Here is a 12,101-nt window from a genome sequence, read left to right as displayed (position 1 = left end):
AAAGAGTGCATCCTTCCCCTCAACGGAAACTGCCAAACCCTCATAAGGCAGTATCCAATCCATAAGAGGATGCACTCCAGCCTTCAAAAAGAGTGCATCCTTCCCCTCAACGGAAACTGCCAAACCCTCATAAGGCAGTATCCAATCCATAAGAGGATGCACTCTAGCCCTCAAAAAGAGTGCATCCTTCCCCTCAACAGATACCGCCAAACCCTCAATAAAGCAGTATCCAATCCATGGAAAAGATGCACTCCGCCTTCAATAGAGTGAATCCTTCCCTTCAAGGGTTTTACTCAATTTTCATCGCATCTCATTTTTATGAACCCTCATTTTTATGAATCCTTGGTCAAAGGCACAAAAAGAAGTTTGCTAGCAACTATTGTATCACCCACCTTATGGGATTCCACTTGCCTACAGAGCTTTCAAACTTTTTTACGCCTTCATAAAATCGAATCTAAAAGAATTCATTAAGGCAATTAAGAGTAAATTTTGTCAAAATATAGACAAAGTTTATTCTTTTTTGTGATTGTTGTATTTTTACTATAGTTATTTAAATCGAATTTATATATGATACGTATCGATATTTATTTATCGAAATAAATATAGGAGAAAAACTATGAATATCAGATATTTTTTCATAGCTGGGGCTATTACAAGTGGTTTAGCTCTCGCGATTCAAAAATCTGATCGTATAGTCAATAAACAACCCTCTCCTATTGTTGCTCCTTATACTATTGAGAAAACAAATTTACATTTTGTTAAACAAGTAAGGGACACATCGGATACATTGAATATACTGAGAGTCAGTAATAGAAGCGCATCAGAACAAGCATCAATCGACGATATATACGATAAAGCAGAAAATTTATTGAATGCAATAGCTGGTTTTTTAGGATCACTTATTATATATTTCGTACAACTTGTTGCTACTAGAATATAAGATACAAAAAGTTCTTAAAGTAAGGTTATATACATTTTGTATATATTGTAAAATTTAAATAAAAAGGCCCTTTATAAAATGGGGCCTTTTTTAGTTTAATTTTTCCTTTGTTTTAGTTTAGTTTTTATTGTGTTTTTATTTTTATTGGCCAAATATCATCGCCTTCAAAAATGCCATTTTTACTTGTCTCACATCTCAAATGACAAAGGCTCTAACTCCCTAGCTTCGCTCCCATAGCACTTTCGTTAATAAGGGTCCGCAATCTTCTTGTTCTTCCAAAAAATTCTTCTGTTTTCAAGAAAATGACCCTGCATCTCCTCTGTCATCGGATTGGCTTACAGATCTCCATGAAGCAGACTGAAAAACACAAAAACACCATAACTTTTTATATCAATATCACCATACTGAAACACTGTTGAAGCTTAACAAGCGCTGCTTCATTGGCAAGGACTTCTTAAAAAGACAAAAAACACCTCAAAGGCAAAAGAGCTTAACACTGCTCAAAAATGCCATTTTTTGCCTTCCTCTCACCTCAAATGACAAAGGCTCTACCCCCGGCTCTACCCCCTAGCTTCCCTCCCATAGCACTTTAGTCAATAGAGCTTCCCCATAGCGCCTTTAGTCAATGGACCTTCCCCTCATACCGCTTAAATAAGGCGCTTGAATAAGCAATGATTTATGAGAATTTTCTAACAAAACAACAAAACCATCTTAAAGAAGAGAGTAGAATTTATAATTGATTTTTCTCCTCTATTCTTGAGGATCAAGCCATTTTCAGTCTATTTTTTAAAATCTTGGCTATTATTCTTGATTTTTCGAACACTTTATTTTGCTCTGGTAAGAAAGGTGTGAAAGCGTCTCAATCATGGCGCTTTCACATCTTTTAAATAAGAGTGCTTTTCTTCAACAGGAGAGTACAACACTAATCAATTTTTATATCCATAAATGCGATTTTACCATCTTTAATATAAGTAATATCAGGAGCATGTTTTACCCCCTCTGCTTCAAACACGAACTGTTCATCACTCACCCCTTCAAATCCTTGTTCTCTTAATTCTTGTTTTTTCTCCTCAACTAATTTTTTATGAAAATCTCGTTTTTGATTACACAAATTAAGGTTTCTATCTCTAAAAAGCTGATAGTCCATGGCTATAGACCACTTCTCAGCAACCCGTTCCAGTAGATCGTAACTGAACTTTCCTTCCCTTTTCACTTCTTGAGCAATCACCATCGCGCGTTCCAAATAGACTTTTTCAATGGTTTCATCAAAGCCAAGCTGGTCCCCTGCCGTAAAACTTTCGTCATAAGAAGCTAAAGTCTCAACATCGCCCAGCAAGGCAAGAGCAGCAAGATGCAGCAAAGCATAAGGTGCGAACTCTACGTCTCCATCCGTTGCCCATGATAAAGAATCTTTTTCCCAAGGGGGAATACTATATTGAGAGCGAAACATTTCATGCAAAGAATCATCTTCCATTGTCCATTTTAAAGTTGTATCGAGTGCTTTCTTTAAAAGCTTGGCGCTCACTTTTTCTTCAAAAATTTCCAATCCATTGGGTACAAAATTCATAAATACTGTTGGCAAAACCCCAGAATTATGCGGATTAATCGTCTGACAAGCCGCCGCAAAAATACCGCTCATAATTAAAAGCCCGCGATCAAACGGGGAAAATTCTTCCACGTGTTTTTCGTTATAAAGAAACTGCACTTCACGATCGGGTAAAAAGAGGGTTGCCAAATAATCTCCTTTTCCCTCGATGTCCACAGACCACCCCAAGCTTTTTAAAAGCGCTGTTGCACTTTCTATCGTGAGAATTTCATCATCATCATAACCGACAAAGGGTTCTTTTTCCTTTTCCTTTAGTTGCAAACGCCTCTCCTGCAGCACGGCTTCATCTTTCCAAAACTGCTGCGTTGCAAGATCATTTTCTTGAAGCACTCTTTCCAGCGCGCCTTTCACTTGAAAATTCATTTTCATCCGTTTAAAGACAGAGGTATAAAGAGCTAAAACAAGCATGATAATGATCATGCAAATAACAATAAATACCCAGAACTCGGGATCTAATAGAAATACGGCTATAGGATCAAAGTTCATGTTCCCCCCTCACTATTTACACAACCCGTGCGACAGAGAGCTTATGTGCTCTCCTACAGAGATTGCTTCTTCTAGTTTCTGAATATTTTTGTACAACTCACCCGTCACTTTGGTGCGAAGCCGTAACATCACCGGAATCAAGAAAAGTGCACAAACCGTTATGATGTCCGTTGTTTTAAAGAGAACGGCATGCACAACATATTGCCACCCTGTCAGCTGCCAATTTAATACACCTGGTATTTCTAGAACCATTCTCCACATGATAATGAGAACAGCAATAGCAAAGATAATTTTATAATCCTTTGCTGAGAGCAACACGTGCTGGAGCGAAAAAGAATGCACTCCTTTATGCGTTTCTTGCTCTGATGCCCAATTTTGCTCCTTCATGTATTCCCCTCTCTCTTTGAAAAGACCCGTGCGACAGAGAGCTTATTTGCTATCACACAGAGATTGCCTCTTCTCGTTTCTGGATTTTTTTCCAATTTACGCATTATGATGATGCAAAACCCAAATACCACCGGAATAAAGAAAAGTACACAGACCATTATGGTTTGCGTCATAATAAAAATAATAATATTCCTGCTACCTTGCCACCCTCTTACCTTCCTCACATTGCAAACAATAAAGATTTTCAAACCGTACCAATCTATAAACAATAGTCACAATTCAGCTTTTTCTTCCCAAAAATTCTCCTATTTTCAAGAAAATCACCCTGCAACCCCACTTCAATAGAATTCATTTCAAAGCTTGAATGAACAAGGCTCATAAAAATACGAAAACAACCCATATACCGCGCGCCCCTACAAGCAAAACCGTTCCTTCCTCACGCCTCAAACGATAAAGTAAGTCCCAAGCACTCACTCTAGGCTCTAAACCCCAAGGGCTCTTATTCCCTTAAATCAATACTAATCCATAATCGGCTTTTCTTTCACTCAATGCCACCCTCAACACTGCTCCTTAGAGCAATGTTTACGGACAACCCATGAAAGAGCACCAAAAAATATCAGAGGCAAAATGGTATAGAGAGCAATCCCTATAAAGGCTGAATCTCTCATAATTTCTTCATTATTTTTTCCCTCTCATGACTTCTCAAACGCTGTATCCTGTTCTTGCAAGACGTTTTTCAGTTCTTTTCTTAAACAGCGATACGTTCTCACCTGCTTAAAGACACCATAATAAAGTTGTAAAATCATCATAGGAATACAAGCAACCACCAATGTCACGCACATAAGCACGAGACCGAATATTGTAACAAGAATATCACTCCATTTTTCTCTATCGCCTTTTTTATACCAATCCTTTTGATCGGTTATTTTACCCCGTTGCTGGTTTATTTCTTTCAATTTTTGAGTATTTTTTCTCAACAAAAGCCACAATGTTATGAAGAGTATGTACAGAACTGGAAACAAGACCCAAACACACACTGTAATAACTTTCCAAAACGCATACAGAGAGAGAAAAAGAGGTGTATCCCACCACCCTGTCAAGTTCTCTTGGCTACCCAAGGATGGGAAAAATAAAATCCTGTTGCACAACTCAATAATGAGCGAGAGGAACCAAATGACAACATGCTCTCGCACAGAAAAATAATCTTTCCCAAAAAAATAGCGTAGTTCATTATAAAATGCTGAATAAAATTCTGACTTTTTCCCCTTCATTGCTCTTCCTTTTTTTATGAAAAATGCATTTCTTTATCTCATGCCCGCTTTTTTAAGAACCACGAAAAGTGCGATGCATGGCGCTTTCCTTATTTTTAATAAAACCCCCCAACTTTCTAAAAGCGCGGTTACTCTTCCCAATGATTAAGAGCATCCTCCTCATTACAAACGAAAATAGGCTCTCTTCTTTGTCTGATGATTTTCCAACCATTCATCCTCCCCTCTTCTTGTGTCACGAGAGCTTCTAAACATTGCCTCTTACCCCTCACGATAGCTACAAAAGCGCCTTGTCACTCTCTTTATCTTACGCGTTTTAATTCCCGTCTCACTTTACGATACGTTCTCACCTGCTTAAAGACACCATAATAAAGTTCTAAAATCATCATGGGAATACAAGCAACCCACAGTGTCACGAACAGAAGCACGAGACCGAATATTGTAACAAGAATATCGTCCATTTTCCAGTTCACACTTTCTTTATATCGATCCTTTTGATCGGTTATTTTACCCCGTTGCTGGTTTATTTCTTTCAATTTTTGAGTATTTTTTCTCAACAAAAGCCACAATGTTATGAAGAGTATCAACATAACTGGAAACAAGACCCAAACACACACTATAATAACTTGCCAAAACGCACACAGAGAGAGAAAAAGGGGTGTATCCTGCCACCCTGTCAAGTTCTCTTGGCTACCTAAGGATGGAAGAAAGAAAATCCTGTTGCACAACTCAATAATGAGCGAGAGGAACCAAATGACAACATACTCTTGCACAGAAAAATAATCTTTCTCGAAAAAATGGCGCAGTCCATTATAAAATGCTGAATTTTTCCCCTTCATTGCTCTTCCTTTTTATGAAAAACGCATTTTTTATCTCATGCCCGCTCTTTTAAGAACCACGAAAAGTGCGATGCATGGCGCTTCCCTTGTTTTCAACAAAAAACCCCAATTTTCTAAAAGCGTGGTTGCTCTTCCCAATGATTAAGAGCATCCTCCTCATTACAAACCTGATAGGCTTCTTTATCCTCTTTGCCTGATGATTTTCCAACCATCCCCTCTTTCTTGTGTCACGAGAGCTTCTAAACGTTGCCTCTCCCCCCTCACAATAGCGACAAAAGCGCTTTATAGCTAGGCAAGCGCCTTATCGTTCTCTTTTCTTATGCGTTTTAATTCCCGTTTCACTCTACAATACGTTCTCACGCGCTTGAAAACAAAATAATAAAATTCCAAAATGATCATGACAACACCCGCAGGAAAAAAGATTTCTAGCAGAAATATCAACCAAAGGTATGCGATAAAAAAACTGCTTATTTTTTCTCTATTGTTTTTTACCGGATTATTTTGTTGATCGGTTGTGTGACCCCGTTGCTGGATAGCCTCTTCTAACTGCTGAATCTTTTTTTTCAACAAATACGTTAAGATGAGATAAAGCACCAATAAAACAGGTATCAAGGCAACAACACACACCATGATAACTTCACGCAGCACAAAGAGCGCCAAAAGAGCGCTATCCTGCGATACACTCAACGACCACTTGGATTCTAATGGGATCAAAAGAGCTTTATGACCTATCCCAATAAGGATAGAAATAAGACAAATGATAATATGGTCTTTATAAGAACGAAATGATTTTCCAAAAACAACAGAGCACAGTTTGTTATAAAATGTGGAATTTTCCCCCTTCATTTGCTCTTCCTTTTTATACAACTGTTTGTCCTTGACTTTTATAAGAACACGAACAATCTCTCAAGTAAAATTCCGTCCATTGTCGTCAAACAGAATACCCCAGAGAACACTCGTATTGCATATTTTATGTTGCCAATAGTTTTGCCAATTCACGTGCTTGTTTTAAAAAAACACCTCTCAACACTTGCAAACCAACGCGTATCACCCCCATTTCATGAACAGCCCCCATGAAGGGGATAACAATAGCGCCCCCATGAATATATCCCCTTACTATAAACTCTATCACCCCTATTGTTTCAGTAAAAAATGTAATCCGGCGCCATTCATATACGCCCCCTGCGGCCTCTACAATAGCCTTACCCTCCCTTGTAATACGGGGCACGCCATAACTCCATTCCTCAACACGGACAACCCCCAATTACCGCTCCTACAACAACCCCACTCCTGCCCCAAAAACAGACATATCTAGGCTTTTACGATAGCCCTTATCCCTTGAAAAGACAGAAGCATTTTTATTCTTTTCTCAATTATTTTCCGCCCACTTAAGACATGAAAAAAGCAACTTCCATTGATGCGCAAATGATCGCGCAATAAGAGCATTTGAAATGAGAAAATCTTACAACTTTCTTATTCCAATTAAAAAGGCTCAATGATCATTCAAAATACGATGATATCTTCCATTTTTCATTAGAGTTCTTGCAAGCCAATAGCTTAGAATATATTCATAAAAGCGCTTCTAAAACACGAGACAGCCGCTACTTTTGAGATCAAGCATTTTAATATTAATGAAAGCACTAACATTCCCTTGCAAGTTTGAGGTGTTGTTTTGTCAACAATCTTGTTAGCATGGACTGATTCTATGATGATGCGATATCATTACAATTGCTCTTTATAAACAGCATTATAAACAGCATTGATACGCGCCATTTTACTCACACTTCTTTATAAGCCTTGCGTTATAGGCTTGTGGGGAAAAGATAAAGGAGAATCCTGTTGAATATAGCAATTATTTTGGGGTCTGTGCGTCAACCTTCCTTAACAAGAACTTTAGCCAATTATTTAGCGGATTGCCTCATAAAGCGGGGTGCATCACTTCATTGGGTTGATTTGCGTAAACAGCCCTTGCCGATGACAGATCCAGATTATCATCAGCAGGTTGAAGCTAATCCAAGTGCTGCGGTCCGTGAGTTTGTAAAAACCATTGCCGCGGCTGATGGCGTTATTCTAGCAAGCCCCGTTTATCAAGGGTCTTATTCGGGTGTTTTAAAAAATGCTCTTGATAATTTGAGCTATAATGCCTTTTTAAATAAACCTGTTGGGCTTATCTCTCATGGGAGTACGGCCAAAAAATGCGCACAACCTTGTGAACATTTAGTTCCGGTGGTGCACACGCTTTATGGTTATACACTCCAATGTCAAATCGCCTCCTCCAACGAAGATTTTTCCTCAGATGATGAAGGTCGTACTTGGAAAGTTATAAGTGAAGAGGTACAAACCCGTTGTGAAAGACTTGCTGATGAAATGTACACATTTTTAAAGCAAAGAGGTGGGATTTAAAGTAATAAGGGAGGGGGCATGAAAAAAAAGGATGCGCACTATCGTTATTTAGTGGTAGGGGGCACTGGGATGCTTGCCCCTTTGTATCAATCACTAGAGCCGCAAGAAGTGATTATTGCTGCACGCTTTCTTTCCCATAAAGTCCAGCTTGAGGCATTGCACAACAAACAGTTGTGCGTGTCGTTGGATTATGATTGTGCGGCATCAAAGGCACAATTTTTAGAAGCTGTGAAGCAATGGCATGATCTAAAATATTGCATATTATGGATTCATTCGCCCGCCTATGCATTTTCTTGCGCATTAATTGAGCAGTTGGCTCTTTTGCCTAAACCGCCATGTATTCTCCATATTTTTAGTTCCAACACGCATGATCAAATGATCCTCGAGTGCGCGCGCAAAAACAAGGTTGATTTTATCCCCATTCAATTAGGACAAAAAACAACGCCCAAAGGTTTACGATGGCTGCCCCATAAGGAGATAAGCCAACAGGTACTGGATGCCATAAAAAACCATATGAATAAACAAAACTTATGATCAAAACCTCTGCTTTGCAAAGAAGCAGTGCCCCTTCAATCTCTATCCATACCCGAACACCCTCTTGAATAACTCATACTCTCTACATCATAGGCTTTGAGAACGAACAATCCCCCTCCCTTACGCCTCTAAACAGCATGCCTATATCAACAGCTCCAAAACCAAACGTTTTTCTATCCCTTCTCACACGGGCTTATCCCCCTCTGACAACCATCACAGCCCTTGACCAACCACACACACCATTTTACAGTTTCACGCTTTTACGATTTTAAAAATTCACAGAAAACAAGCAAACTGCCGATAAACCGCCCCATTAAAGCCTATACAAGCCTATTACAAACCTATCATCAGCCTATTCATTGCCATCAACCCTTTTCCCCCAACGCCCTCCATTCCCACTTCCCACATTCCAATTTTGACGCATTGCACAATCCAACCATCCTCCATTGGCACCTTTTCTCCCCAACCGCCCCACAACCCTCACGGCTCTTGACCAATCACACACCATTTTACAGTTTCACGTTTTTACGATTTTGAAAATTTACAGAAAACAAGCAAACTGCCGATAAACCGCCCCATTAAAGCCTATACAAGCCTATTACAAACCTATCACCAGCCTATTCATTGCCATCAGCCCTTTTCCCCCAACGCCCTCCATTCCCACATTCCCCCATTCCCACATTCCAATTTTGACGCATTGCACAATCCAACCTTTACGCCTCCATTGGCACCCTCTTTACCCCATATCCTCCCCACAACCATCACGGCTCTTGACCAACCACACCCCCTATTACAGTTACACGTTTTTACGATTTTGCAAATTCACAGAAAACAACAAAACTGCCGATAAACCGCCCCATTAAAGCCTATACAAGCCTATTACAAACCTATCATCAGCCTATTCATTGCCATCAGCCCTTTTCCCCCAATGCCCTCCATTCCCCCATTGGCACCCTCTTCTCCCCAACCGCCCCACAACCGTCACAGCTCTTGAGCAACCACACACCCTTTTACAGTTCCACGTTTTTACGATTTTGCAAATTCACAGAAAACAAGCAAACTGCCGATAAACCGCCCCATTAAAGCCTATACAAGCCTATTACAAACCTATCACCAGCCTATTCATTGCCATCATCAGCCCTTTTCCCCCAGAGATCAGCGTAAAATGAGAAAAACAATCGATGCCGTCCTCCCAAGCCGTGAAGCAATGGCATGATCTAAAACTTATGCCTCCCCCCATGACACGAGCACTACATGCGCTTTTTCAGCGCTGCGTTTAATTGTTTGGTAACCTTGTAATACGAGATCAAACGCTTGATAAAAGAAATATACAGTGCCACAATGGGTATTGTTAAGAAAAAATTAAAAACACCCCCCAGCAGAATGATCAAAATCACCGTCCAAGCTGCCGCCATTTCGTAATGCATTTTATCCCCTTCCCTTTATAAATTGATTGATTGGGTTGCTTCAGTCACTTCTTCCAACTGCTGAATCTTCTTTTTCAATCGATGGGTTAAAATTTCACGAAGGATCACAACAACAGGGATCGTTGTAAAAATACATACCGATAAAAAAAACCAGAAAAGCAAGAGAATGACAAAATATTCAAATCTGATCTCATCTATCTCTTTAAAGAAAATCACATAGACATAAGCTTTGAAAAACATAATGATGAAAGAAAGGCATGCGTGGAGGATATAATCTTTGCGTGAAAAAGCGAGCCATTTTTTTAACGAATAGAAACTTATCTGTGTTTCTAGTGTTAAGTTTTGCGGCACTCTCTCTTTTTCTTTTCCGCTTTTTTCAAAGAAACAAAAATGCTGCGGCTGTTCTTTCATCAAACCTCTTTGTTTTTTCACTCTGTAATAGAGCCTCAAACGCTTGATTAAAGAATAATAAGGCGCCACAATAATCATATTCACAAAAATGGCAAAAACTGTAACTGCATTTAGAAAAAAACATCCAATCGGCAGAAAAAAAATAAAAACCGCGATCTCACTCCTCATGCGTATAACCTCATTGATTAATCTCTTGCTGCTTTATTTTTTCTTTTAGTTTTTTCTTTATTTTTTCCAATTTACGCTCTTTAAAACGACAAATCCCCCACAAAATAGAAAGGGGTGTGAGAAGACAAAACCATATCAACACTGGTAAGAGAAAAATAAGAGAACCAATTCCTTCCCATCTTGTCCATTGCAACGGCTGTACCAGAGACTTTGCACCCGCAGGAACTTCTAAAGCCATCATGATAAGGCATGTACAAAACATGATAAAAAAGCGGTGCCCTATTATTTTACACCGTCCCACCCCTTTACGCATTTCCACTGAAGACACCATAAATTTTCTAAATGAAAAGAAAGACTCTTCAAATGTTGCTTTTTTCTCCTGCATTGTTCCCCTCTGCTTTTACGCTTCGCGCTTTTTACGCATTATTTTTAGGTTTAAGCTCTTTTTAAATTATCTAAACTCTTTATTTTTCTCAATAAATTTTTTCATCAATCCTAATTTCTACATCCATATATTCTAACTCCCCATCCTTTATGTAAAGAATATGAGGACGATAGTTTTTTCCATCAACCTCACAAATCGCGTCCTTTTCATAAACAAAATATCCCTGTTGCCTTAATTCTTGTCTTTTTTCCTCGATCAATTTTTCATAAGAATCTCTTCTTCTATTGCACAAATTGGGATCTGTAGCTCTAAAATATTCATAGCTTTCTACCTCCATGGAAAAATCCTTTGCCGCCTGTTGAAGCAAATCGTAACTGGGTTGCTTTGTCTTTTCTACCGCCTGAGCGATCACCATTGCGCGTTCCAGATGCTCTTCTTCAATGCTTGCCTCAAAGCCCAGCTTCTCACCTTCTATAAAGCTTTTGTGATAAGAGTGTAAGGTTTCAACATCGCCCATCAAAGCCAGAGCCGCAAGATAACGCAGGGAATAAGAAGCCAACCGAGGGACCACCGTTTTGTTTTCCCAAGGCAGGATTCTATATTGAGAGTGAAGCATCTTGCCAAGATCAACCTCAGTCATTGCCTCATCTAAAGCTTTCTCGAGTGCACGACGTAAACATCCAACGCTTACCTTTTCTTCAAAAATTTCCAACCCCTTCACATCAAAACTCAATTCAAGAGCAATCAAGCCTCCAGAATTATAAGGGTCTATCGTTTGGCAAGCCGCCGCATGGATACCAGAAACCACCGCAATTGCACAATCAAATCGCGGATACCCCTTCTCAGCATTATAAAGAAACTGCACTTCACGATCTGGTAAATAATAGGTGGCCAAATGATCTCCTTTTCCTTCAATTTCCACCTTCCACCCCAAACTCTTTAAAAGCGCCGTTGCACTTTCCATCGTTAAGATTTCTTCATCAGAAAGAGAAAACTCTTTTTCCTCAGATAACAGCTTAATCATCGGCATTGCTCCACTAGACGGCTCAAAAGCGACAGGTTGTTCAAGCACGCGGCTTAATTCTTTTGTCACTTGGCAATACAGTCTCACCCGCTTGAAAGTAGAGTAATACAATGCCCAAATAAACATCATGACCACAGCAGAAAGCAGCGTGAAAAGCGTCAAGCCCATACCCCACGAGAGTACAACAATAATATCCATCATTTTAATATCTATCATTTTCTCC

The 12,101-nt window shown here is 39.4% G+C and carries 14 protein-coding genes; 3 read left to right on the top strand and 11 right to left on the bottom strand.

Features of this window, described 5'->3' with window-relative positions; all coding sequences use genetic code 11:
• The first annotated feature begins 616 nt into the window (after window positions 1-616).
• The gene (locus tag ACFIQC_RS07155) at window positions 617-940 is read left to right on the top strand and encodes a hypothetical protein (protein ID WP_375621758.1); all 324 of its coding nucleotides are present in this window, start codon (window positions 617-619) and stop codon (window positions 938-940) included.
• A gap of 922 nt (window positions 941-1,862) precedes the next feature.
• Here the strand turns inward: ACFIQC_RS07155 and ACFIQC_RS07150 are convergent.
• The 6 genes from ACFIQC_RS07150 to ACFIQC_RS07125 all read right to left on the bottom strand — a co-directional run bounded on the left by ACFIQC_RS07150 (window position 1,863) and on the right by ACFIQC_RS07125 (window position 6,790).
• On the bottom strand, window positions 1,863-3,032 hold the full coding sequence (locus ACFIQC_RS07150) for a DUF6990 domain-containing protein (protein ID WP_375706942.1): 1,170 nt from the start codon (window positions 3,030-3,032) through the stop codon (window positions 1,863-1,865).
• Window positions 3,033-3,044: 12 nt separating this feature from the next.
• Window positions 3,045-3,419 carry a hypothetical protein gene (locus ACFIQC_RS07145; protein ID WP_375706941.1) on the bottom strand — a complete coding sequence of 125 codons (375 nt, stop codon included), beginning with the start codon at window positions 3,417-3,419 and terminating at the stop codon, window positions 3,045-3,047.
• A gap of 692 nt (window positions 3,420-4,111) precedes the next feature.
• The gene (locus tag ACFIQC_RS07140; RefSeq protein WP_375653587.1) at window positions 4,112-4,690 is read right to left on the bottom strand and encodes a hypothetical protein; all 579 of its coding nucleotides are present in this window, start codon (window positions 4,688-4,690) and stop codon (window positions 4,112-4,114) included.
• Window positions 4,691-4,989: 299 nt separating this feature from the next.
• Entirely contained in the window at window positions 4,990-5,526 is a 537-nt protein-coding gene (locus ACFIQC_RS07135) for a hypothetical protein (protein ID WP_375706940.1), read from the bottom strand.
• 288 nt (window positions 5,527-5,814) lie between these two features.
• Window positions 5,815-6,372, bottom strand: coding sequence for a hypothetical protein (locus tag ACFIQC_RS07130; protein WP_375630076.1), 558 nt, complete (start codon window positions 6,370-6,372; stop codon window positions 5,815-5,817).
• 124 nt (window positions 6,373-6,496) lie between these two features.
• The gene (locus ACFIQC_RS07125; protein WP_375630077.1) at window positions 6,497-6,790 is read right to left on the bottom strand and encodes a hypothetical protein; all 294 of its coding nucleotides are present in this window, start codon (window positions 6,788-6,790) and stop codon (window positions 6,497-6,499) included.
• Window positions 6,791-7,365: 575 nt separating this feature from the next.
• Between ACFIQC_RS07125 and ACFIQC_RS07120 the strand changes: the two genes are divergently transcribed.
• Together ACFIQC_RS07120 and ACFIQC_RS07115 are read left to right on the top strand one after the other, a co-directional pair.
• Complete coding sequence (locus tag ACFIQC_RS07120; RefSeq protein WP_375613628.1) at window positions 7,366-7,929, top strand: NADPH-dependent FMN reductase; 564 nt, start codon at window positions 7,366-7,368, stop codon at window positions 7,927-7,929.
• Window positions 7,930-7,947: 18 nt separating this feature from the next.
• Window positions 7,948-8,463 (top strand): short-chain dehydrogenase, encoded by a 516-nt coding sequence (locus ACFIQC_RS07115; protein ID WP_375630078.1) that lies wholly within the window; start codon window positions 7,948-7,950, stop codon window positions 8,461-8,463.
• A gap of 352 nt (window positions 8,464-8,815) precedes the next feature.
• Here the strand turns inward: ACFIQC_RS07115 and ACFIQC_RS07110 are convergent, their stop codons facing one another.
• The 5 genes from ACFIQC_RS07110 to ACFIQC_RS07090 form a co-directional block, all read right to left on the bottom strand.
• Window positions 8,816-8,971, bottom strand: coding sequence for a hypothetical protein (locus tag ACFIQC_RS07110; protein ID WP_375630079.1), 156 nt, complete (start codon window positions 8,969-8,971; stop codon window positions 8,816-8,818).
• Between the two features lie 742 nt (window positions 8,972-9,713).
• The gene (locus tag ACFIQC_RS07105; RefSeq protein ID WP_375631929.1) at window positions 9,714-9,890 is read right to left on the bottom strand and encodes a hypothetical protein; all 177 of its coding nucleotides are present in this window, start codon (window positions 9,888-9,890) and stop codon (window positions 9,714-9,716) included.
• A 15-nt stretch (window positions 9,891-9,905) separates the two neighbouring features.
• Window positions 9,906-10,469, bottom strand: a complete 564-nt coding sequence (locus tag ACFIQC_RS07100; protein ID WP_375706939.1) for a hypothetical protein — start codon at window positions 10,467-10,469, stop codon at window positions 9,906-9,908.
• A gap of 10 nt (window positions 10,470-10,479) precedes the next feature.
• Complete coding sequence (locus tag ACFIQC_RS07095; RefSeq protein ID WP_375689765.1) at window positions 10,480-10,854, bottom strand: hypothetical protein; 375 nt, start codon at window positions 10,852-10,854, stop codon at window positions 10,480-10,482.
• 88 nt (window positions 10,855-10,942) lie between these two features.
• Window positions 10,943-12,079 carry a DUF6990 domain-containing protein gene (locus ACFIQC_RS07090; RefSeq protein WP_375706948.1) on the bottom strand — a complete coding sequence of 379 codons (1,137 nt, stop codon included), beginning with the start codon at window positions 12,077-12,079 and terminating at the stop codon, window positions 10,943-10,945.
• Window positions 12,080-12,101 lie beyond the last annotated feature (22 nt).

Source organism: Bartonella sp. AA126HLJHH (assembly GCF_042197425.1).
GTDB lineage: Bacteria > Pseudomonadota > Alphaproteobacteria > Rhizobiales > Rhizobiaceae > Bartonella.
This window is presented reverse-complemented; position numbering and strand designations above follow the sequence as displayed.